The sequence below is a fragment of the Marivita hallyeonensis genome, from assembly GCF_900129875.1.
GTDB classification, from domain to species: Bacteria; Pseudomonadota; Alphaproteobacteria; order Rhodobacterales; family Rhodobacteraceae; genus Marivita; species Marivita hallyeonensis.
The window spans coordinates 220,995-243,292 of the sequence record NZ_FQXC01000005.1 but is presented as its reverse complement, the minus strand read 5'-3'; the positions used below and the strand labels follow the sequence as shown (position 1 = coordinate 243,292).

The following is a 22,298-nucleotide window of genomic DNA, read 5'->3' as shown; positions in this document are numbered from 1 at the left end:
TCTACTCCTCCAGTACCCAAGTGTCTTTTGTCCCGCCACCTTGTGACGAATTCACGACGAGTGAGCCTTTCTTCAGAGCGACGCGCGTCAATCCTCCGGGCGTGATCTTGATCCCGTCGGGACTGACCAGAACAAAGGGGCGCAGGTCCACGTGGCGTGGGGACAGGCCTTTCTGCGCGAAGATCGGAACTGTGGAGAGGCTGAGCGTCGGCTGCGCGATATAGTTCTTGGGTCTCGCCTTCAGCTTTTTCCGGAACTCCGCTATTTCCTTTTTCGACGCGGTTGGCCCGATCAGCATGCCGTAGCCGCCAGAGCCATGTACCTCCTTGACCACGAGGTCTTCGAGGTTGTCGAGCACGTAAGCCAACGCATCAGGCTCCGAGCAGCGCCATGTCGGCACGTTCTGCAGCAGGGGGCGTTCGCCGGTGTAGAACTCGACGATCTCGGGCATGTAGGAATAGATCGCCTTGTCGTCGGCAATCCCTGTGCCCGGCGCATTCGCAATCGTGATTCCGCCGGCGCGGTAGACATCCATGATCCCCGGCACACCCAGTTGGCTTTCCGGGTTGAAGTTGAGCGGATCGAGGAAATCGTCATCGACCCGACGGTAGAGCACGTCAATCGGCTCATACCCTTTCGTGGTCCGCATGGCGACGCGACCGTCGACGACGCGAAGGTCGTGGCCTTCGACCAGCTCGACGCCCATCTGGTCGGCGAGGAAGGCGTGTTCGAAATAAGCGGAGTTGTAGATACCCGGCGTCAGGACCGCGACGGTCGGGGTGCCATTCGTCGCGTTGGGCGCACAGGCGGCAAGCGATCGGCGCAAATCAATCGGATATTGCTGCACCGACTGCACACGGTTTTTGGAGAACAACTCCGGAAACATTTGCAGCATGGTTTCCCGGTTTTCGAGCATGTAACTGACGCCCGATGGTGTGCGAGCGTTGTCTTCCAGAACGTAAAACTCGCCCGGCCCGGTCCGCACAAGGTCGATTCCGACGATGTGTGTGTAGACACCTCCCGGTGCATCGACGCCGATCATTTGCGGCAGGAATGCCTCGTTCTGCGAGATCATTTCGGCCGGGATGCGACCCGCCTTCAGGATTTCCTGAGTGTGATAGATGTCATGCAGAAACGCGTTGATCGCGCGCACGCGTTGTTCGATCCCCCGGGACAGCTTGGCCCATTCAGCACCCGAGATGATGCGCGGGATGATATCAAACGGGATCAGCCGTTCTTCGGCTTCGGCCCGCCCATAGACGTTGAAGGTAATCCCGGTCAGGCGAAAAAGCTCTTCGGCCTCGCGGTTCTTGGCTCGTAATCGCTTGGGATCTTCCTGATCGAACCAGCTGTGAAAGTTTTGGTAGGGCGCGCGCAGTTGCGCGTCGTGGCCCCACATCTCATCAAAAATGGTGTTCTCTGACATGCCTAAGAATTAACGCATGGTTGCCTGACCGCAAGCAGATGGCCTGTTCTTGCGGCTTGGCGAGCGCTTCAGGCCGAATTATGCAGTCTTATTAGGCACTTTTAAGATGTAGCTTTTCGCGAAAGCTGGCGAAGGTGTCATTCCGCGGCCAATCTCAGCGTGTTTTTCGGTGACTCTGTTTCGCCTTCAGGGTGCATTTCCTCTGTTTTCCGTCGCTTGCCACGGTAGAGCAGCGCGAACATCGGCGGCGTAAAGTAGAAGGACACCACTGCCGACAACAGCACGCCTCCGGCAATTGCCACCGCAAAGGGCGGCCAGAAGCCGCCGCCGGCAAGGATCAGGGGAAGGAAACCGCCGAACGTCGTGATCGTCGTCGAGATGATGTGTCGACTGGACCCGGTCACGACCCGAGCCATCGCGTCATGGTCGCCGGAAAGTGCCTCGGGATCAGCTTTCAAGCCTGTCAGAATGATGATCGCCGCATTGATGGACACGCCGATAGAGCCGATCACGCCGATGATCGCATTGATCCCGAACGGGTATTGCATCACGGCAAGCGACAGCATCGAAAGCCCAGCCGAGAGCACGCAGACGACCAGAGCAACGGCCGTCAAACGGAAGGAGTTGAAGGTCAACGCGATCGCCGCGATGGTCAGGGTGACGATAAGACCTACGGAAGCCAACAGGTTGCCCACCGTGTTCGACCGCGCGTCAGAGTCGCCGCCCAATTCCATGCGGTAACCGGCGGGCATCTCAAACCCGCGTTCGTCCAGTGACGCCAGCACTGATTGCAATGCCTCCTCCGGCAGAACTCCCGGCACGATGTAAGCCTGCACGGTGTTCACGCGTTCGCCGTTGCGGCGGGTAATCACGCTTTCCGCCGGTTCGATGACCGGCGTTGCAAGCTCTGACAATGGCACAACGGGCATCGCGCCGCCCGCTGACACGGCACCGGCGCCGGGCAACAGAATCGGGAGGTCACTGATCGCCGCCAGGTCGCTGCGCGTCGCGTCACCGAGGCGTACGCGGACGGAAAGCTGATCTGTGCCCTCGACAAGGCTGCCGCCTTCGCTGCCAACAAGGCTCGTCTCCAACTGCGCCGCGATATCGGTCACGTTGAAGCCAAGAAGGCGGGCCTTCGTCTCATCGATCTCGAACCGCACCTGCGGCGCGCCACCAGTGACGCCAGCCCGCACCTGTGTGACCAGTGGCAAGTCCGCCATCAGCGCCCGCGCCTCAGCCCCCAGATCGCGCAACGTGTCGAGGTCGGACCCGACGAGACGGACCTCGACCGGTGCCGCGACCGGCGGTCCCTGCACCAGGTCACGCACGATGATCCGGGCTTGCGGATAGCTGCTGTCGAGTTCGGCCTGCAGACCAGGCACAAGGCGCGCGGCGTCCTCTGCTGTCGCGGTCTTGATCATCGCCTGCGCGTAACCCGGCTCCTGACTGCGCCCGCCAGTGATGTTGTAGTAGAACGCAGGTCCTGATTTACCGATGGACCAATACACACGGTCGATCCCTGCCTCGTCTTGCAGCAACCGGTCGATGCCTTTTGCCACCTCGGCGGTTTCCGCAATTGCAGTGCCCGGGGGCATTTCAACCTCAAGGTAGAACTGATCGCGTTCCACCCCGGGAAAGAACTGCGCGGTAAGGGTCGGGAATGCCGCGAACCCCGTCACCGGGAGGATCAACGCCAGAGCGATGGATTTGACGGGGTTCGCGACAGACCACCGAATGGACGCCTCGAATGCGCGCCCAAACATCGGAACGGAGAGACCTGCGGCCTTGTTCTCTCGCAGGAACCACCCTGCCAGAGCCGGGGTCACTGTCAGCGCCACGATGAGCGACCAGATCAGCATCAGCACCACGGCAATTGCGATGGAGCCGACGAAGTCGCCCGCCGGGCCGGGCAGAAGGATCATCGGCGTAAAGCTGAGCGCCGTGGTTACAGTTGACGCCAAAAGCGGTGCTGCAAGCCGTTTGACGGCGTCCCCCACCGCCTCTTCGCGCGCCATGCCTTTCGCGAGCCGTTGCCGCACTTCATCGACCATGACGATAGCCGCGTCCACCAAGAGGCCCAGCGCCACAATGAGACCGGTCACCGACATCTGATGAATTGGCAGACCGATGAAGTTCATCGAAGCCAAGGTCGCAAGTGACACAACGGGCAGCACCAACGCCACAATGGCTGCGGCCCGCACCCCTAGCGTGATGAAGAGCACTGCAACAACGAGGCTAACACCAATGGCCATGTTGAAACCGACTTCGGCCAAGCGATCCGCCGTATAGGTGCTTTGATCGAACATGAGGATTTCGGACAACCCGACCGGGATCATGTCCTCTCCAGCGGCAAGCTCATCGCGAACGAACCCCATCCAGCGGTCAATCTGAACGCCGTCTTGCGCCAAGACACCGACCAGAACGGCCGGCCGGCCGTTGGCCAAGGCCAGTTCTTCGGCAGGGGCACGCGCGCCGCGCGTGATCGTGGCAATGTCGGAGAGCACAACGGACGCGCCGTCTTCGTTTTCGCGCAGAACCACTCGACCGACGCGATCCAGAGCCTCGATTTCGCCCGAGATATTGATCGTCAGGTCGGATTGCGCCCCTTGCACCCGCCCCGCCTGTACCTTGCCATCTGCGGCGGAAATGCGTTGCGAAATTTCTGCTGTGGTCAGCCCAAGAGCTGCCGCCGCTTCGGGGTCCACCTGAATGAGCACTTCTTCGTCCGGCTCTCCGAACAGGTCCACTGCGCGGGTCGACGGGATCGCGCGCAAACGATCGGCCAAGGCTTCCGCGTGCGCATGGGCCAGCGTGATCGGCACACCGACGTGATCTGCGGTCACTGCGATGACGGCGGAGTAGGCGCTGATGCCTTCTGCGTTGAATTCGGGCGGCTGCACGCCTGCCGGGAAATTTCGGCGCGCGTCCTCCACCGCATCGCGCGCTTCGGACCAGATCTGCTCGATGGTGGCTTCGTCCAGCGTTTCCAGAAGCTCGACCGACACCACAGACACTCCGGTGCGTGACACGGATTCGATGACATCGACCTCGGCGATCTCGCGCAATTCTTCTTCGATCTCACTTGTGACAAGCGCTTCGACCCGTGCCGGATCGGCGCCGGGGAAGCTGGTTGTCACGGTTGCGAAAAGGTTGGTGATTGTCGGGTCTTCCTGACGCCCTAGCGATAGGAAAGATGACAGCCCGGCAGAGATCAGCACCAGAAGGATGAGAGCGACAAGACGGGGCTGGCGGAAGGTCAGGGTTTGCATTTGATCAGCCTTCCGCGTCGAGGACTTGAACCGCTTGTCCCGGCACCACGCGATGGGCGCCCGTGTCGATCAGAGGTGTGCCGTCCTCAAATGTGCCCTGCACGTACACGCGAGTTTCTTCCGCATGCAGCACTTCGACAGCCGCGTTACGCACAACACCGTCCTCCACGACCAGAACGGTCCAGACACTGCCAGAGCCTTCGCGCAGTGCATCAAGCGGCACCCAGGCACCCTCAATGGCCTTTTCGGTTTGCAGCATCAGAGTTGCTGTCTGTCCAAAAATTGGCGCACTCGTCGCTTCGATCTCGAACAGCGCGGTCCGGGTCCGTGTGACGGGATCAATGTCAGGGCGCAAATGGCGCAGACGGGCAGGATAAACCGTACCGCCCACATCGACTTGCGCGTCCTTCAGAATGTCCGGGGACAATGACAACGGCAGGCCAACGCGAACTTCCGGCGTGCCCGTTTCCAGCAGCGTCAAAACCGCCTGACCGGCGGCAAGTGTTTCACCGCCATCGACCGACTGTGCACCAACCTGACCGTCGAACGGCGCGTACAAAACGGATTTATCGATATTGATACGCACCGACGTCAGGGCCGCATCGATTTCAGCAATCCGGTTGCGCAACTCATCCCGGGTGGAGCGCGCCTGGTCCAGCGCCTCTTGACTGGCGAAGCCTTCCTCGCGAAGTGCCTCCGCCCGCACAACGCGGCTTTCCGCGAAGTCGAGCTGCGAGGCAGTGGCCGAGCGTGACGCCCCAAGACGTGTACGTTCCGCTTCGAGCAGGGCCGTATCGAGACGTGCTATTTCCTGTCCCTTGGTGACGCTGTCCCCTTCTTCGACGAGCAGATCAGTCAACCGCCCACCGAGTTCGAACGAAAGCGCAACGTTTGCACCGGATTCGACTTGGCCAACGAACCGGCGCGGGACAGTGTATCTGCTTTCGATGCGGATCGGGGACACAGACACTTTCGTCAGGTCCGCTTCGACCGGTGGTTCAATCGCCTCGGCACGCTCTGCAAGTGTATTGGCTCCAAAGAAAACCGCTGCACCGGCTGCTGCGACGACGCTTAGAGTGAGTGTTGTTGAGATCACCCATCGCCCTGCGCGTCTGAGAAAAGATGGTTTTGTTGCGTCACTCATGGCGGCAGCCCTCGCAATGTTAGAGACTCTAACATATGTTAGTCACTCTTACTTTGACAAGCATTACGCTGTCTGAAAGACATCAGATCATGGAAAAACTGGAAATCGACGCGAAAAGAGGCACCTACCACCACGGCGATCTGCGGGCACAGCTTATCGAAGCAACCCGTCGTCTGGTCGAGACCAAGGGGCCCGATCATTTTTCGGTTTCGGAGGCATGCCGCGAAGCTGGCGTATCGACAGCCGCACCGTACAAGCATTTCAAAAACAAGGGTGAAATGCTTCGGGCCGTGGCGTTGGGTGGAATGCTTCGTCAGCACCAGCAAATGATGGAAGAACTGGAACCCCATCCGCCGGGTTCGATCGAACGGATCATCGCCCTGGGTCGCGTCTACACGCGCTTCGCGGCGGCCGAACCAGGAGTGTTTCGTTTGATGTTCGGGCTTTCCGAAGACCACGACGAACACGAGGAACTGGTCCAGATGGGCGATCAGATCTTCTCGGATGTGCAGAAAGAGGTTGCGAAATGCTTTGGGCGTAACGAGGTCACCGCGTCGGACATCAACAAGGCGTTTCTTTTGTGGAGCTTTGTGCACGGGCTGTCGTTCCTGCAGATCGACGGAAAACTGACCAAGACAGATCTGCAGATTGATCACGAGAGTGTGCTGCGAGAGATCGCGCATCGCGTGATGCACGATCCCAAGGATTAAAGAAGGCTGTCCGGCATCTTCTGTTCCGCCGCTGTGTTGGCCCGGCGGAAGACGAGCGTGACCAGCGTCGATACGATCACGATGAACAGCGAATAGAGCGCCGGCACCGCCATGTAGCTTTGCGCCTCGGAGCCGGCAAAGGTGAAGGCGATGATCGCGATGGCAAGCGGGCCATTCTGGATACCTGTCTCCAACGCCACAGTGCGTGCATTGCGCGGGTGCAGTTTCAAAGCGCGCGCAAAGAGATACCCGATGGTGATCCCGAAAAGACCCAGACCAATGGCGGCGACATAGGTCGCTGGCGTCGTTGTCACGAGGAACTGCCAGTTGCGCGGGATCCAGCTGAGCATGATGAAGAGAATGAAGAACAGCGCGAGCGCCGAACCCATGAATTCGGTCACCGCGCCGACATTTGCATTGAACTTGCGCAGCAGCATGCCGATGGCAACAGGCACGAGCAGCAGGACCAGCGTCGCGATGATGTTCTCGCGCGGGATTTCGAGGTCAAGCGCCGCCGAATAAATCACGAGGATGATCGGGATCAGAAGTACGCCGAAGACGGTCGAAGTGACGGTCATGAGCACCGAAAGCGCGAGATTGCCCTTCGAGAAATAGGTGAAGATGTTGGACGTAGTTCCACCCGGCATGCAGGCCATGATCAGCACGCCGACTGCAATCGCCTCGGGCAGAGGCAAGAGCGTGATCAGCAGGAACCCGATAAACGGCATGAAGCCGTATTGAGAAATCACACCGATGGCGAGGCCGTAGGGCCGGCGCAGGGCGAGGTAGAAGTCCCGCGGGGTCAGGGACGCGCCCATGCCCAGCATGATGACGAAGATCATGAGCGCCAGAAGCGCCTGTTCGAATGCTCCAACCATTGCGCTTACTCCGCCGCCAATTGCGCAAGCTCTTCGGCGCGCAGGTCTTTTCTGAGGATCTTCCCAACGTTCGACTTCGGCAGCTCATCGCGGAATTCGACGCGTTTGGGTACTTTGTAGGCGGTCAGATGCTCTTTGCAGTGGGTCCTGATCTCTGCTTCCGTCAAGCCACTGTCGCGCTTTACGACGAAGGCCTTGACTGCCTCACCGGTTGCGTCATCCGGGACACCGATCACGGCGGCTTCAAGGATACCCGGGTGGGTGGCCAGGCAATCTTCGATCTCGTTTGGATAGACGTTGAAGCCCGAGACGACGACCATGTCCTTCTTGCGATCCACGATCCGGAAGTACCCGTCCGTGTCCATCACGCCGATGTCGCCGGTCAGGAACCAGCCGTCCTTCATGACCTTCGCGGTTTCGTCGGGCTTGTTCCAGTAACCCGCCATGATCTGCGGGCCTTTGGCCGCGATCTCACCGCTTTGGCCGATCTGGACCGGGACGCCATCATCCGACAGGCATGTCACCAGAGTCGACGGCACCGGCACACCGATGGACCCGTCACGCGTCTTGCCAAGCGGGTTGAAGGTCAGAACCGGAGAGGTTTCGGTCAGACCATACCCTTGCAGGACTGGCTTACCTGTCACCGCTTCCCATTTTTCTGCGACAGCGGACTGCAAAGCCATGCCACCGGCCGACGCAAACTTGAGATACTTCGGCGGGCTGTCATTGAACCACACCTCGTTGGTCAGCCCGTTGAACAAGGTGTTCACGCCGCTCATCCAGGTGATCTTGTAGTTTTCGAACGCCCGTTTGAGGTTCGACAGAGGCCGCGGGTTCGGGATCAGGATGTTCTGCGCCCCAAGCCAATAGAACCCCAGCAAATTCACTGTGAACGCAAAGATGTGGTACATCGGCAGGGCAGTCAGGGCCACTTCCTCACCCTTCTTGACCCCCGCGATGAGCTCCATCGTCTGTTCCATGTTCATGATCAGATTAGAGTGCGTCAGCATCGCACCTTTGGCCACGCCTGTGGTCCCACCAGTGTATTGAAGGCATGCGACGTCGTCGGGCTTCACGGACTGATTGTAGCCGTCCACCTCGACCTTCTCCGCCTGTTTGTGTGCACGACCCGCTTCGAGCGCGTCGGGAAGGCGGATATGGGCGACCTCGATCGGTTTGACGGACTTGTCCCAGTATTTCTGCACCAAGCCGACGATGCCACGCGGCATGGACGGGAGGAATTCGGCAACCCGTGTTACCACAATATTCGGGATCGGATGTCCCCGGGTGGCTTGCGGGATCTTGTCCGCGAACATGTCGACGATCACCAGCGCGTGCGGCTTCGCATCCGAGAATTGCTTCGCCATCTCGTCGGCCGTGTAGAGCGGATTGACGTTAACGAGGATGCAGCCCGCCTTCAGAATACCGAAAGCCGCGACCGGAAAGCTAAGGCAGTTCGGCATCTGCAGCGCGACGCGGTCGCCCTGTGTCAGACCCGCCACCTCACGCAGATAGACCGCAAAGGCGTCGGACATCTCGTCGACTTGGTCGAAGGTCAGTGTGCCGTTCATCCCGTTGGGTAAACAGGTCGTAAAGGCCGGGGCCGATCCAAACGTGTCCGCGACAGAACCGATCAAATCGCCGATCGTACGATACGATGGGCTTTCAATATCGGTTCGTACGCCCGGGCCGTAAAACGCCGTCCAAGGCCGATCCTCAAGTGTCATCAATCCCTCCCCGATCGGTCACACGCATTTTCAGGGACACTACGCATATTCTGTGGCGTGTCGATTGTGACGTTCGGGAAAATCGGAGAACAAGAGGTGAAACGCCCCGGCGTCATCCGGATGCGGGTGGTCCAAAAGGAAAAGACGGCCCCTGAGGACCGTCTTGATCGGATGTTGCCCGGTTATGCCAACCCGTGTTTCGTCAGCGGCAGTGACCGGATACGTTGACCGGTCGCGCGGTAGATTGCATTGGCAACTGCCGGTCCGATAGGCGGCGTCGCGGGCTCCCCTACCCCGGTGGGTGCCTCGGCGGAGGCGACGATGTGGACGTCCACGGTTGGCATGTCGCTGATCCGCAAGGGCGGATAGTCGGGATAGTTCAACTGATCCACCTGCCCATCGGTCAGAGTGATCTCTTCGCGCAGAACCGCGGACAGGCCGAAGCCTAGACCCCCTTCAACCTGTGCGCGGATATTGTCCGGGTTCACAGCGACACCGCAATCAATCGCACAGGTCACCTGCTCGACTTTCACCGTGCCGTCTTCGCGCAGGCGAACGTCGGCGATTTCCGCCACATAGGTGTTGAAGCTCTTGTGCACGGCGATGCCCCGGTGTGTGCCGTCCGGAGCCGGACCGACACGGTCGGCGGCTTCGCGCAGAACACCCGCGAGGCGCGCATCCGAAGTCAGGTGGTTGAGGCGGAACGCCACAGGATCGATCCCCGCCGCCTCGGCCAGTTCGTCCATCATGGTCTCCATCACGAAGGCCGTATGGGTGTGGCCGACCGCCCGCCACCACAGGACCGGGATTCCGACCGTGGGATGATGGGTGTCCAGCGCGAAATCCGGCAGATCATAAGTCGTATCTGCAGCGCCTTCGACCGAGGAATGGTCGACGCCATCCTTGACCGTGAAGGCCTCAAACGGGGTGCCGATCATGATGCCCTGTCCAACGACACGATGCTCCCAACCCGAGATCATGCCATTCTCGTCCACTCCGGCGCGCACGCGGTGCATATGCATCGGCCGGAAATATCCGGATGCCATGTCGTCTTCACGGGTGAACACAAGCTTAATCGGGCGCGCTTCGCCCGTCGCGTCGAACCACGCCTTGACCACCATCGCCGCCTCGGCGGTCAGGTGGGCGTCCGGTGTCGCGCGACGACCAAAGGACCCGCCCGCAAACATCGTGTTGATCGAGACATTCGGGAAGTCGATCCCCAGAACCGCGGCAGCCACGTTGTGGTCCAGTGTCTGAATCTGAGATCCAAACCAGAATTCGGCCTTTTCCCCGTCGAACATCACGGTCGCGTTCAGCGGCTCCATCTGGCCATGGTTTAGATAGGGAAAGCTGTAATCCGCTTCGATGACCGTGGCAGCTGATGCCAGCTTGCCCGCTGCATCGCCACGTGCGGGAGCCGCGTTACCGGGCTGATCCAAAAGCGCCGAGAACTCCGCCGCCAGCTCATCCGTGCCGCGCATCTCTGCGTTGGTTTCGTCCCATGTCACTTCAAGCGCAGTCCGTCCTTGCATGGCAGACCACATGTTCTGCGCGACAACGACGACGCCTGCCGGGGTCTGCAGGACTTCGACAACACCATCCACGGCGCGGGCCGAGCCGTCATCCACCGACGCCACCGTCGCGCCAAAGCGCGGGGGCCGCAGCGTGACCGCCGTCAGCGCATCGGCCTGCTGCAGGTCGATCCCGAAAAGACCGACGGACCCTTGGGTCTTCACCGGCAAATCCAAGCGTTGTGTTTCCTTGCCGATATAGACCCATTGCTCCGGCGCTTTCAGCGACACGGTCTCAGGAACAGGCTGTTCTGCCGCTGCACTTGCAAGCTCTCCGAGCGTCGCCGAGTTACCGCCGCCCGATACCGTGCCCGCCGAGACCGTAATCGTGCCCGGTTCCACACCCCAGCGTTCGGCCGCGGCCTGCACGATCATCGCCTTCGCCGCAGCCCCCGCCTGCCGGTATTGTTCAAAAGAGTTGGCAATTGCCGTCGACCCGCCGGTCCCCTGAACGCCAAAGAGGAGGTTCTTGTAAACGTTAGGGTTGGACGGTGCGTGCTGTACGCTAAGCTGTGACAGATCGGCGTCAAGCTCATCGGCCACAAGCGTGGCGAGGCCGTTTGCAGAGCCCTGTCCCATGTCCAAGTGCTTGACGATGACCGTCACTTGATTGTCAGGCGTAATGTGCACGAAGGGCTGAACGAAGGCCTCGGCTGGTGTGGATGCCTGTGCGTCGCGGATCGGTGCAACACCGCCACCGATCAGCAGGCCACCGACCGCACCCGCGCTGAGTTTTAGAAATGTCCGCCGCGTCGGTGCAACGACCTGAGACGCGAGTGTCTTCTCTAGGTAGTGAAACATGTCCTAGGCCTCCAAGATTTCGGCCGCGCGATGGATCGCTTTGCGGATCCGCGCGTAAGTGGCGCAACGGCACAGGTTTCCATCCATCGCGAAATCGATGTCTTCGTCGGTTGGCTTCGGTGTCTCTTTCAGCAATGCGGAGGCCGACATGATTTGACCGGACTGGCAGTACCCGCATTGCGGTACCTGCAGTTCGACCCATGCCGCCTGAATGGCTTGCGCTTCCGGCGACGAAACACCCTCGATCGTTGTGACCTCTGCCCCTTCGATATCGCCGATATAGGTCTGACATGCGCGCGCCGGAATGCCATCGATATGAACGGTGCAGGCTCCGCAAAACGCAACACCGCAACCGAATTTTGTGCCGGTCATCTGCAGGCTGTCGCGCAAGGCCCAAAGAAGCGGCATATCCGGGGACACATCCAAGTCCGTCTCGGTGCCATTGAGAATAATTCGCGTCATATCCAACGCCTCCCTGTGTCTTTATCAGTTTTTAGAAAGGTAGCCCCTTCGATGACCCTAACAAGTTATTCTGTTGCCGGTGCGCCCACAGGCACGGATTTGGGGAATTCGGCAAAGGCGGCGCACCCTGTCGCGAGACAATCGAAAACTTTTCAGCGTGATAGCGTGAGCGCGCCGCGCTACCTTAGAATGGCAGCAATCCGCTCATGATTGATCGAGCTTGCTACCCTGCCCCCTTGCGACGGCTTTCTTCGGTCGCAGGCGCGTATGTTTTGTGCGCAAAGGCGTTGAGCACGTCCCAGACGGCGGCATCAGGCGTTGCCCGCGAAACGTGTGAGTTGGGCGCCTTGAGCTTACCCTCTTGCTCAACGCGCGCCGTGTCGGCGTGCTCGGATATAGCACCCAGGGTTTCAATGAATTTGCCGTCAGTCACCACCTGGAAACTTCCCGCGTGGAAGCGCATCGCGCAGCCGTTGACCAACGCGATCTGAGCGATGAACGGCACGAGCAGGATGGGGTGCACAATTGGTCCCACGGTTTGCACCTGGCCCGTCGTCAACCCCGCCCGGTCGAGCAATGCCGCGCCCAGCGCGATGGGGCAGGCATCACCGGTTTCTGCCTGCCAAAACCCGTCGACCTGTCTTGGCATTCTGTTGTGCAGCTGTGCCCCATCGAACACCCTCAGAGTCCCGGCAAGCGCAGCGCACCCGTCGACACCATTTGAGCAGAGGAACCGGACTGCTTTTGCCGCGTCCTCGGCCAGGCCCCATGGATACCCGGCACCGCGTGTTGCCTTCTTGGCGAGTGCCTCAACCTCGTTGAGCGAGACGTTCAAGATGCCGTTTCCGGGTATACCCAGAGATCGGCGTTTTCAGGCGTCAAATCCTCCGGGTACGGCGCACCGGCATACATGCAGATGCGCACCCATCTGTCTGAGCGCGGATCGAAATGGGTTGCGCCAAAAAACGACAGCTTCGCACGCAGCATGTCGATGGGAAGCACGTCGGCTCCGATCGTGTTGTCGTGGATTTCTCCATATGGCGCGACACGGTGCATCTGTGCACGGCGGATCGTGTGACGGTGTTCGGCGTGTTCCAGCAGGAATTCGGCAATGGGAACTGTGTCCGACCAGCCTTCAAGCGCGCGCATTGCGAGGGCCGCGTCACGTGCTGGCGCGAGCGGTTGTTCATATTCCGCAATCGGCTCTTCGAACCGTTCCCCCAAGCGCGGCTCCAGCTTTTCTTCGGACGTGTACCAAGCCCGAGCAATGTTCTTTCTCGCAGACCAGTCCATGTCACGCGCCCAGCCGAAAGACGCCTCCAGCAGTGCGCGCACCTCTCGAACCGACATAGCGCCATCGATCCGAAACGCGTCCGCATTGGTATCGGACATGCAATGCGCCAGACCATCTATGAGCTCGCCGTATGGCTCAAGCATGAGCGACGCCAAGAACTCCTGCCCTTCTTCGTTCAGGGCGCTTTCAGCCCAGACATGAAGGCGGTCCCATGGGTAGTCCGAGGTCAGGGCGTTGTCTGCCAGATAGGTACGGAGCGCCTGAAGGTCGGTGCGCAGATCGGCAAGCTTCTGAAGCTGCGCCACGTGTGCAGAGCGCCATCGCGTGATGGACAGTTCCGCGCGGTTCAGCAGTTTTTCGAAAACCGAAATCTCTACTGCACTTGCGCGCTGAATGGCGCGGACCCGCGCAATGGCCTCTTCTCGGGCGGCAATCCAGTTGTTGAACAGGACCGGATGATTGACGAGATACGGCGCCATGCCCAATCCGGTGGAATTCCCGATCCCAAGCCGCCGTGCGATCGCCGGGTCCAGTGCCACGGCTGCATCGCCGCCTTGGTTCTGCGCCATGTGCTGCACCAGATCGCGAACGAAGGTTCGGATAAAGTAGACCGTCAGCATCTCGGCCTGAAACGGCCCGTGCATTTCGGGTCGATCCGCGATCACATCGCGGTCGGCGGCCCCGAATTTGCCCGACCCGTAAACCGCCGTTGTTCGCATCAGATAGCCGACGTCATCGATCTGCGCGATGTCGGGTTGCCGCCCCGAGGCAAGCGCGTCCACGACATGCGTCCACAAGCGCACCGACCGGTTGGCGCGCGACAATGTCAGTTCTCTCTCGCTGACGCGTCCCGCCTCTTGCAAAGGCACATTCTGGGACAGGCGGTCGACATCTGCTTGCGTGGGCACACCATCGAACAGCGCAAAGGTGGCGTCCCAAGCCTCTGCGATCACGCGGTCGGATCGTTGTTCTGGTGGCAAGTCATGGGCGAAGGCGACCAATGAATACGACCGTTCTGGCCCTGTGGCTGTGTACACCGCGTGTCCGACGCCGCGGGTGTCGACATCGAAAACGGCGCGCGAGAACTGCCATTTCTCGGATGCCATGCGCCGGGTCAGAACCCGCATGAAGCTCAGGCGGCATTGATGCAGCGATCCCAACCGCTTGAGCCGCATCACGGTTTCGGGCGGTCGCCACCGGTTATTGGTGAAGGGCGCGTTCATGGTGCAGGTCCAAAGTTTTCAGCAAAGAAGCGATACCAGTTGCCACCCATAATCCCCTCCACCTCATCCGGCGACATGCCAACGGCGCGCAAGCCATCTTCGATGTTTCCAAAATCCCTGTTGTCCTTGAACCAAGCAGGCATCGGCGGGAACCCGGGAGCGGCAGCGGAGCCTTCACCATAGTCGATGTCCTTGGTCCATCGACCGGTGCGCATCCACTCAACCACGCTGTCCGGTTGATCCTGACACAGGTCCGATCCGATGCCGAGATGCGCGGTGCCAAAGGTATCCGCCGTAAGCGCGATCATTGCGCAGAAGTCAGTCAATGTGCAGTCTGACTTGTTACGCAAGTGGTGCGGGTAGAGAGAGAACCCGAGCATGCCGCCGTTCTCTGTGACCGCCCGGATGACATCGTCCTTTTTGTTCCGCAAGGCCGGAGCCCACTCATACGGATTGGCGTGAGTGATGGCGATAGGGCGTTCCGAGAGGTCCGCGGCATCGATGGTAGAGCGGTCCGCCGAATGGCTCATATCGACCACCAGCCCGACGCGGTTCATCTCTTTGATGACTTGACGCCCCATGCGGGTGATCCCTGTGTCCTCGGTCTCGTAGCATCCGGTCGCGAGAAGCGACTGGTTGTTGTACGTGAGTTGCATGAACCGCGCGCCCAGTGTGTGCACGATCTCGACCAGGCCAATGTCATCCTCGATTGGGCTTGGGTTCTGAAACCCAAAGAAGATCGCTGTGCGACCGGTCTCACGGGCCAGGTCGATGTCCACCGCCGTTGAACCTTTGAGGATCAGGTCGGGATAGCGTTCGAACCAGCGGTTCCAGCGTTCGAAGTTCAAAACCGTTTCACGAAAGGTCTCGTGATAAGCGATCGTGACGTGCACCGCGTCGACGTCACCTTCGCGCATCTGACGGAAAATCTTTTCCGACCAGTTGGCGTATTGCAGACAATCGATCCGCATCAAGCGTGCACCTGAAGGCCATCTGGCAACGCAGATCCGGCGGATAGCAATAGCTTCGATTGAATGTATGCGTCACGCATCGACCGGCGATCCTCCCCTTGTCCGAACGCTAGTCCGGAGCAAAGGGAAAATGCCAGTCAAAATCGCGGCGAACCTCGCCCTAGGGCACCGTTAATTCAGCCGCAAGCCGGTGTCGGGGGCGAAGTAGGACACCTTGCCAAGGTCAAATGCGAGCTTTTGAAGCTGCCCGGGGCGCGCGGTTGTCTCGGCATGCAGTCGGGCGGTGACGTGTTTCCCGCCCAGCTGCATCACGGCAAACGTATCAGCCCCCGCGGGTTCGACCATGTCGATGAGGCACTCGGCCTCTTGGGCATGGCCGCCAATGCGCACGGCCGGATCGGCGATATCCTCGGGGCGCACGCCAAGGATGACGTCTTCGGGCAGGTTTTCCGTCTTCGTATCGGTCAGAACGATCGGCACGCCATCCTTTCGCGTGATCTCGATATGGGTGCCCGCGCCGTTCTTCCGCACCTTTGCCGGGATCAGGTTCATCGCCGGGCTGCCCATGAAGTCCGCCACGAAGAGGTTCGCGGGCCGGTTGTAGATCTCGGAGGGCGACCCGATCTGCTGGATCACACCCCCTTTCATCACGACAATCTTGGTGGCCAGCGTCATCGCTTCGATCTGATCGTGGGTCACGTACACCATCGAAGCGCCAAGGTTGTGGTGCAGCGCCTTGATCTCGGTCCGCATCTCGACCCGAAGCTTCGCATCGAGGTTCGACAGCGGTTCGTCGAACAGGAACAGTTTCGGGTCGCGGACCAGAGCGCGGCCCATCGCCACGCGCTGTCTCTGCCCACCGGAAAGCTGGCCCGGGCGACGGTTCAGAAGCGGTTCGATCTGCAGCTGCTGCGCCACCTGTGCCAGCTTCCGCTCCTGCGTGGCCTGATCGACACCGCGCACTTTCATGCCGAAGGTGATGTTCTTGGCAACGCTCATCGTTGGGTAAAGCGCATAGGATTGGAACACCATCGCGATGTCGCGGTCTTTTGGGCTGACATGGGTCATGTCCTGCCCGCCGATCTTCAGCGACCCGCTGGTAATCGGCTCAAGCCCGGCGATGCAGTTCAACAAGGTGGACTTGCCGCAGCCGGAAGGGCCGACCAACACAAGAAAGTCACCCGGTTCGATGGACACGTTGATGTCCTTGAGGATCTCCGTCGATCCGTAGTTCTTGTAGAGATTGTTGATTTCAAGGATCGGAGACATGAGACTTATCCTTTCACGGATCCGGCGGTCAAACCGCGGATGAAGTATTTGCCGGCGACGACATAGACGAAGAGGGTTGGCAGCGCGGCGATGATCGCGGCGGCCATGTCGACGTTGTATTCTTTGACGCCAGTGGTCGAATTGACGATATTATTCAGGGCCACAGTCACGGGCTGCGTACCGGCCTGGCTGAACGACACGCCGAACAGGAAGTCGTTCCAGATCTGCGTGAACTGCCAGATGACCGTTACAACGATGATGGGCAGGGACAGCGGCAGGAAGATCGACCAGAAGATGCGGAAGAACCCTGCGCCGTCCACCTTCGCCGCTTTTGTCAGCTCTGCGGGTATCGACACATAGAAGTTGCGGAAAAACAGCGTGGTGAAACCAAGCCCATAGATGACGTGGACAAAGATCAGACCCGGGATTGTGCCCGCGATGCCCATGATCCCAAGTGTCCGCGCCATCGGCAGCAGCACCACCTGAAACGGAATGAAACACCCGAAGAGCATGAGCGAGAAGATGATGTTCGCGCCGCGGAACCGCCACTGCGCAACCACGTATCCGTTCATGGCGCCAAGCAGAGTCGAAATCGCAACGGCCGGGATCGCAATCAGCACGGAGTTCCAGAAATACGGCCGGACACCTTCGCATTGAATGCCGGTGCAGGCGCTTGACCATGCGGTCGACCATGCATCGAAGGTCACTTCCCGTGGCAAGGCGATCAGATCGCCGGTGCGGATCTCGTCGAGGCTTTTGAGCGAGGTCGTGATCATCACGAACAGCGGCATCAGGTAAAAGAGCGCGAACAGCACGAGCAGGCTGTAGAGCAGCCAGCGCAAGGCAATCTTGCTGGCCTGGCTTTGGCGCACGCCCTGGGTCATCGATAGATCAGCCATCTTTGGACCTCAGTTCGGAGTAAAGATATGGAACGACGATTGCGAAGACGACCATCATCATGATCATGGCAGAGCTGGCCGCCTGACCGATATCGCCGCGCGAAAACGCCATCGCATACATGTAGGTTGCAGGCAGATCGGTCGCGTATCCGGGGCCACCGCCCGTCAGCGCGATGACAAGGTCAAAGCTCTTGATTGCGAGGTGGGACAACACGATGAAGGCGGACAGAAAGATCGGGGCCATCGACGGGATGATGATCGCCGTATAGACACGCCATGTCGGGATACCGTCCACCTGTGCGGCCTTGATAATCTCGCCATCGACCGATCGAAGACCGGCCAGAAACAGCGCCATCACAAAGCCGGAGCTTTGCCAGATCGCGGCAAGGACGACGGTGTAGATGGCCATTTCGGGGTTCACGAGCCAGTCGAAGGTAAAATCCTCAAATCCCCAACTGCGCACCATCGCCTCGATGCCCAAACCGGGGTTCAATATCCATTTCCACGCCGTCCCCGTGACGATCATCGAAAGCGCCATCGGGTAGAGGTAGATCGTGCGGATAGCGCCTTCGGTGCGGATGTTCTGATCGAGCAGGATCGCAAGGATCAACCCGAGGAACATCGCAATCAGGATAAAGAGCAAACCGAAGATGAAGAGATTGTTCAGCGCCGTGTCCCAGCGCGGGGAATCGAAAAGACGCTCATACTGGATGAAGCCTTCGATCTCGTAGCGCGGCAGCAGCCTCGACCGGGTAAGAGAAACCCAGGCCGTCCACGCAATGAACCCGTATACAAACACAAGGATCGCGATGAACGAGGGGGCCAGCACCAATTTTGGCGTGTGTTCTTCAAGCCATTTGGTCATGGAAATATCCTGAAGTCAGAGGAACTCGCCCCGGCGTGGGGTGGAGAAGACGCCGGAGCGAGCGAATGCTCAGCTTACATGCTGTTTGCGACAGCGTCCGCGAGCATCTGGACCGCCTCATCGGAGGACATGTCCGAGTTGAAATGCGCGGTCACGACATCGGTGATCGCGCCGGACTGCGCGCCGCGCAGCGCCATGCCGTGGGCGTAGCTGGGAAGCAGCGATCCGCCGTCGGAGCTTGCCGCCATGTCTTCCGAAGACAGAACCGCACAGCTGTCGAACTCGTCCAGAGGCACGTCCGTGCGGGCCGGGATCGAACCCTTGTTCAGGTTGAAGACCTTCTGGAAGTTCGGGCCCACGACCAGCTCGGCCAGAAGTTCCTGACCGGCGCGCTTGTCGTCGCCTTCCACGGCGAACATGGCAAAGCTGTCCACGTTGTAGAGGAAGCCATCACCCGGTGTAGAGGCACAGAGAAAGTCTTCGCCCGGAGCTTTGCCGGCTGCAAGGAATTCGCCTTTGGCCCAGTCACCCATGATCTGGAACGCCGCTTCGCCGTTCATGACCATTGCCGTGGCAAGGTTCCAGTCACGACCCGAAAAGTTGTCGTCGACATAGCCGCGCATGGTGCGCATCTGGTCGAAGACAGCCTTCATCTCGTCGGACTTCAGCGTATCCATGTCGAGATCGACAAACGCCTTGCGGAAGCCGTCTGGCCCAAGGATGCCCAGCGCCACGGCCTCGAACACAGTCGCGTCCTGCCAGGCCTGACCGCCATGTGCGAGCGGGATGACACCAGCCGCCTGCAGCTTCTCGGCTGCCGCGTTGAATTCGTCCCACGTGCTCGGCATCTCGATGCCGTTGGCTTCCAGAACGTCGGCATTGGCCCAGATCCAGTCCACGCGGTGCACGTTCACCGGTGCCGCGCACCATGTGCCTTCGCACATCATATGACCCGCAATGGATGCGGGCAGCACCTCTGCCCAGTTGTTGGCCTCGGCCACGCTCGAGATATCGGCAAGGACGCCTTCTTCGTACCATTCCTGGATCGCCGGACCTTTCAGCTGCACCGCTGCGGGCGCGTTGCCGGACAGAACACGGGCGCGCAGGGCCGTCATGGCCGCGTCACCGCCGCCACCGGCAACCGGCATATCCGTCCATGTGCCGCCATTGGCCGCGAACTCTTCCTGAAGAACCGCAACGGACTTGGCTTCACCGCCGGACGTCCACCAATGCAGGACTTCAGCCTCGGGGCCGGCGAAGGCCACGGTGGATGCAAGGATTGCGATGCTGGACGTTGCGCCCAGTACAAAGTTTTTCATGGTTTTCCTCCCAAATCTGCCCGTCATGGGCACAGATGGGGATATTCTGAGGCTGCGGGCCGACACCTTGCAACATCAACATAGCCGCCTTGCATGGCGGACATGCAGATTTTCCTGCGGTTCGTTACACGTTGTTACCTGCCCCTCGATTTTGTTGCATGGTGTTACGTATGACGCATGCATGACGTGCGTAATCACGTAAACAGCGGAGAGATTTCGGTGGCGATTCCCAGGCTTTTGGTTGTCGATGACGACCCGGACATGCGCCAAATGATGGTGCAATTCCTGCGTCAAAGCGGGACGATCGCCCTGCCCGCCGCCAATGAATCCGAAGTTCTGAAGCATCTCGCAGACGGGCGTGTCGATCTGATCCTGCTGGACGTGATGCTGGGTGACGAAAGCGGGCTGAACATCTGTGCGAAACTGCGCCACGAACAGGATGTGCCGATTATCATGGTCTCGGCCTTGTCCGCCGACCATCAAAGGATGTCGGGTTACGAGGTTGGCGCCGATGACTATATCGCCAAACCTTTCAATCCCGAGCTGCTTCTGGCGCGGATCAAGGCGGTGCTGTCGCGCGCGCGACGTTCGTCTTCGCTGGTGCATCGCCGAACGACCAAGACCTTCCGCTTCGACGGATGGACCTACGATGCAAAACGCGATGAGATCCTGTCACCGGACGGCGTACAGGTCGCATTGTCCAAACGCGAAACGGCTTTGCTCAAGGCATTCCTCGCAAATCCCCACATTCCGCTCACACGCGAAGAGATCGCGGCGGCATTGGATGTGACGGGCGACAATGCGCACAACGCCGATGCCGAAGGCCGTGCCATCGATGTTCTTGTTGGACGGTTGCGCGGCAAGATCGAACGCAATCCGAAAGATCCGCATATCCTCAGAACCGAGCGCGGCGTCGGATACGTGTTCTCAGTTGATGTGACGGCCGAAGACACGTGATCGACCGGTTGCGCAGCCTTCGCACCATAAGCACGCTGCTTGTGCTTCTGGCCTTTGTGACCGGCGCGCTGGCGACTTGGTTGTGGATGCAGTCCAATGCGAACTGGAAGGCCCACCAGAACAGAGCTTACGTCGCGGGGATCACTTTGTTCAACGCCCTGCAAAACGGGACAGCCCCCTCCGCAGGTGTGAGCGTTGTCCCCCTGAGCTCAGACGATCAGGACCTCGCCCAATCGGGCAATTTCGCGCGGCTGTCAGAAGCGCCCCGCGCAGCGCGCATCACCAATGTTCCCATCCTCGCTGATGCGGCGAACGCCGTCACGGGTGTGCCACTGACGCTCGTGATCCTGTCGCCAGACCTAGTCTACCGACTGGCCGACCTGCCGATCCGAGAAGGCCAGACCGCCGCCGAAACCACGGGTGCCGTGTTTCGCCTGTTGGCATCCTTCTGCAGTGATCCGCTGGTCATCGCGCATATGGGCGACGAACGCTGGGTGGCGATTGATGGCGCATCCGTGTGGGGGTGTGCTGTTGCGCCGGCGGACCAGCGCTTGCTCATCGCGCTGCTTGCGATCCTCGCGATGGCTATCCTCGTCACGCTGGCGCTGAACATGTCGGCGAGCTTTTCTCAATTCGCAGAGAAGCTTCGCAATCGTCGGCGCATCGGTGGTCCGGCGAGCTACGAGGCGGAGGGCCCCAAAGAGCTGCAGGACATCGTAAGTGCCGTGAACAGTTATCTCGAAGCGGAACGCGCGCAGCTGGAAAGCCGTGCTGCCGTTCTGTCGGGTGTGAGCCATGATCTTGGCACGCCTGCGACTCGCCTGCGCCTGCGCACCGCACTGATCCCCGACACGAACCTGCGCGAGAAACTGAACGCGGATATCGACAGCATGACCGGCATGATCGAAAGCGTGCTCACCTATACCCGCGCAGAGATGAGTATCGAAGAGCCGCGGCGGTTGTCTCTGAACGCCTTGGTGACGTCGATTGTGGATGATTATCAGGACATGGGGCAAGCGGTCACGCTGCGCGAACCTGAGGATCAGATTGTGCATGGCGCGAGCTCTGTCTTCATGTCCCGACAGGGCCAAAGCATCGTTTCGCGGGATCGGGACGTTATTATTCATGGGCGTCCCATCGCATTACAGCGGGCGATCACGAACCTGATCGACAACGCGTTGAAGTACGGTCGCCGCGCGACGGTTTCGCTTGGAACTGACGCCGACTGGGCGACGATCGTCGTCGAGGATCAGGGGTCCGAGACGGCGGCGGCTGATCTTGAGGCGCTTGTCGCGCCCTTCACGCGGGGGGCCGCGACCGACGCGATAGAAGGCTACGGGCTTGGCCTGACGATTGTCGCCACCATCGCGCAGTTGCACGGCGGCACCCTTGGGTTTGAGGACGGCAAGTCGGGAATCCGTGCGCTGTTGAAGCTGCAACGATAGTTCTTTTCACCGGCGTCCGGCCAAGAGCGGCAACGCGCTGTTTGCCCTGACAAAAGATCATCGTT

At 60.0% G+C, this 22,298-nt stretch carries 17 protein-coding genes; 3 read left to right on the top strand and 14 right to left on the bottom strand.

Translation table 11 applies throughout. The annotated features are described in order from the left end of the window. Position 1: 1 nt before the first annotated feature. The 3 genes from BUA42_RS17305 to BUA42_RS17295 form a co-directional block, all read right to left on the bottom strand. The gene (locus BUA42_RS17305; protein WP_072779580.1) at positions 2 to 1,426 is read right to left on the bottom strand and encodes a circularly permuted type 2 ATP-grasp protein; all 1,425 of its coding nucleotides are present in this window, start codon (positions 1,424 to 1,426) and stop codon (positions 2 to 4) included. A 137-nt stretch (positions 1,427 to 1,563) separates the two neighbouring features. After that, positions 1,564 to 4,698, bottom strand: a complete 3,135-nt coding sequence (locus BUA42_RS17300; RefSeq protein ID WP_072779579.1) for an efflux RND transporter permease subunit — start codon at positions 4,696 to 4,698, stop codon at positions 1,564 to 1,566. A gap of 4 nt (positions 4,699 to 4,702) precedes the next feature. Beyond that, positions 4,703 to 5,842: an efflux RND transporter periplasmic adaptor subunit gene (locus BUA42_RS17295; RefSeq protein ID WP_072779578.1), complete on the bottom strand. Its 1,140-nt coding sequence runs from the start codon at positions 5,840 to 5,842 to the stop codon at positions 4,703 to 4,705. 89 nt (positions 5,843 to 5,931) lie between these two features. Between BUA42_RS17295 and BUA42_RS17290 the strand changes: the two genes are divergently transcribed. Continuing rightward, a complete protein-coding gene (locus BUA42_RS17290; protein WP_072779577.1) occupies positions 5,932 to 6,552 on the top strand; it encodes a TetR/AcrR family transcriptional regulator in 621 nt (206 codons plus the stop codon). Here the strand turns inward: BUA42_RS17290 and BUA42_RS17285 are convergent. From BUA42_RS17285 to BUA42_RS17235, 11 genes are all read right to left on the bottom strand, one after another. After that, positions 6,549 to 7,430, bottom strand: coding sequence for a bile acid:sodium symporter family protein (locus BUA42_RS17285; RefSeq protein ID WP_072779576.1), 882 nt, complete (start codon positions 7,428 to 7,430; stop codon positions 6,549 to 6,551). The genes BUA42_RS17290 and BUA42_RS17285 overlap by 4 nt on opposite strands. Before the next feature lie 5 nt (positions 7,431 to 7,435). Then, positions 7,436 to 9,157 carry an AMP-binding protein gene (locus BUA42_RS17280; protein ID WP_072779575.1) on the bottom strand — a complete coding sequence of 574 codons (1,722 nt, stop codon included), beginning with the start codon at positions 9,155 to 9,157 and terminating at the stop codon, positions 7,436 to 7,438. Between the two features lie 182 nt (positions 9,158 to 9,339). Then, positions 9,340 to 11,529 carry a xanthine dehydrogenase family protein molybdopterin-binding subunit gene (locus tag BUA42_RS17275; protein WP_072779574.1) on the bottom strand — a complete coding sequence of 730 codons (2,190 nt, stop codon included), beginning with the start codon at positions 11,527 to 11,529 and terminating at the stop codon, positions 9,340 to 9,342. A gap of 3 nt (positions 11,530 to 11,532) precedes the next feature. Beyond that, positions 11,533 to 11,991 (bottom strand): (2Fe-2S)-binding protein, encoded by a 459-nt coding sequence (locus BUA42_RS17270; RefSeq protein ID WP_072779573.1) that lies wholly within the window; start codon positions 11,989 to 11,991, stop codon positions 11,533 to 11,535. A gap of 223 nt (positions 11,992 to 12,214) precedes the next feature. Further along, a complete protein-coding gene (locus tag BUA42_RS17265; RefSeq protein WP_072779572.1) occupies positions 12,215 to 12,826 on the bottom strand; it encodes a DUF3726 domain-containing protein in 612 nt (203 codons plus the stop codon). Continuing rightward, a complete protein-coding gene (locus tag BUA42_RS17260; RefSeq protein WP_072779571.1) occupies positions 12,823 to 14,508 on the bottom strand; it encodes a hypothetical protein in 1,686 nt (561 codons plus the stop codon). The genes BUA42_RS17265 and BUA42_RS17260 overlap by 4 nt, the downstream gene beginning before the upstream one ends. After that, positions 14,505 to 15,479 (bottom strand): membrane dipeptidase, encoded by a 975-nt coding sequence (locus BUA42_RS17255; protein ID WP_072779570.1) that lies wholly within the window; start codon positions 15,477 to 15,479, stop codon positions 14,505 to 14,507. The genes BUA42_RS17260 and BUA42_RS17255 overlap by 4 nt, the downstream gene beginning before the upstream one ends. A 171-nt stretch (positions 15,480 to 15,650) precedes the next feature. Beyond that, entirely contained in the window at positions 15,651 to 16,748 is a 1,098-nt protein-coding gene (locus BUA42_RS17250; RefSeq protein WP_072779569.1) for an ABC transporter ATP-binding protein, read from the bottom strand. A 5-nt stretch (positions 16,749 to 16,753) separates the two neighbouring features. Continuing rightward, the gene (locus tag BUA42_RS17245; RefSeq protein WP_072779568.1) at positions 16,754 to 17,647 is read right to left on the bottom strand and encodes a carbohydrate ABC transporter permease; all 894 of its coding nucleotides are present in this window, start codon (positions 17,645 to 17,647) and stop codon (positions 16,754 to 16,756) included. Beyond that, positions 17,640 to 18,512 carry a carbohydrate ABC transporter permease gene (locus BUA42_RS17240; protein ID WP_072779567.1) on the bottom strand — a complete coding sequence of 291 codons (873 nt, stop codon included), beginning with the start codon at positions 18,510 to 18,512 and terminating at the stop codon, positions 17,640 to 17,642. The genes BUA42_RS17245 and BUA42_RS17240 overlap by 8 nt, the downstream gene beginning before the upstream one ends. Positions 18,513 to 18,586: 74 nt before the next feature. Beyond that, on the bottom strand, positions 18,587 to 19,831 hold the full coding sequence (locus BUA42_RS17235) for an ABC transporter substrate-binding protein (RefSeq protein WP_072779566.1): 1,245 nt from the start codon (positions 19,829 to 19,831) through the stop codon (positions 18,587 to 18,589). Between the two features lie 219 nt (positions 19,832 to 20,050). Between BUA42_RS17235 and BUA42_RS17230 the strand changes: the two genes are divergently transcribed. Then, positions 20,051 to 20,788, top strand: a complete 738-nt coding sequence (locus BUA42_RS17230) for a response regulator transcription factor (protein WP_072779565.1) — start codon at positions 20,051 to 20,053, stop codon at positions 20,786 to 20,788. Next, a complete protein-coding gene (locus BUA42_RS17225) occupies positions 20,785 to 22,233 on the top strand; it encodes a sensor histidine kinase (protein WP_342716114.1) in 1,449 nt (482 codons plus the stop codon). Before BUA42_RS17230 ends, BUA42_RS17225 begins: the two co-directional genes overlap by 4 nt. Positions 22,234 to 22,298: the final 65 nt, after the last annotated feature.

What these genes read in the sequence shown, in the direction of transcription:
- BUA42_RS17295 (WP_072779578.1), bottom strand. Translation starts at nt 5,842, where the DNA reads ATGAGTGACGCAACAAAACCATCTTTTCTCAGACGCGCAGGGCGATGG.
- BUA42_RS17305 (WP_072779580.1), bottom strand. Translation starts at nt 1,426, where the DNA reads ATGTCAGAGAACACCATTTTTGATGAGATGTGGGGCCACGACGCGCAA.
- BUA42_RS17280 (WP_072779575.1), bottom strand. Translation starts at nt 9,157, where the DNA reads ATGACACTTGAGGATCGGCCTTGGACGGCGTTTTACGGCCCGGGCGTA.
- BUA42_RS17245 (WP_072779568.1), bottom strand. Translation starts at nt 17,647, where the DNA reads ATGGCTGATCTATCGATGACCCAGGGCGTGCGCCAAAGCCAGGCCAGC.
- BUA42_RS17240 (WP_072779567.1), bottom strand. Translation starts at nt 18,512, where the DNA reads ATGACCAAATGGCTTGAAGAACACACGCCAAAATTGGTGCTGGCCCCC.
- BUA42_RS17250 (WP_072779569.1), bottom strand. Translation starts at nt 16,748, where the DNA reads ATGTCTCCGATCCTTGAAATCAACAATCTCTACAAGAACTACGGATCG.
- BUA42_RS17290 (WP_072779577.1), top strand. Translation starts at nt 5,932, where the DNA reads ATGGAAAAACTGGAAATCGACGCGAAAAGAGGCACCTACCACCACGGC.
- BUA42_RS17235 (WP_072779566.1), bottom strand. Translation starts at nt 19,831, where the DNA reads ATGAAAAACTTTGTACTGGGCGCAACGTCCAGCATCGCAATCCTTGCA.
- BUA42_RS17260 (WP_072779571.1), bottom strand. Translation starts at nt 14,508, where the DNA reads ATGAACGCGCCCTTCACCAATAACCGGTGGCGACCGCCCGAAACCGTG.
- BUA42_RS17275 (WP_072779574.1), bottom strand. Translation starts at nt 11,529, where the DNA reads ATGTTTCACTACCTAGAGAAGACACTCGCGTCTCAGGTCGTTGCACCG.
- BUA42_RS17285 (WP_072779576.1), bottom strand. Translation starts at nt 7,430, where the DNA reads ATGGTTGGAGCATTCGAACAGGCGCTTCTGGCGCTCATGATCTTCGTC.
- BUA42_RS17255 (WP_072779570.1), bottom strand. Translation starts at nt 15,479, where the DNA reads ATGCGGATCGATTGTCTGCAATACGCCAACTGGTCGGAAAAGATTTTC.
- BUA42_RS17300 (WP_072779579.1), bottom strand. Translation starts at nt 4,698, where the DNA reads ATGCAAACCCTGACCTTCCGCCAGCCCCGTCTTGTCGCTCTCATCCTT.
- BUA42_RS17270 (WP_072779573.1), bottom strand. Translation starts at nt 11,991, where the DNA reads ATGACGCGAATTATTCTCAATGGCACCGAGACGGACTTGGATGTGTCC.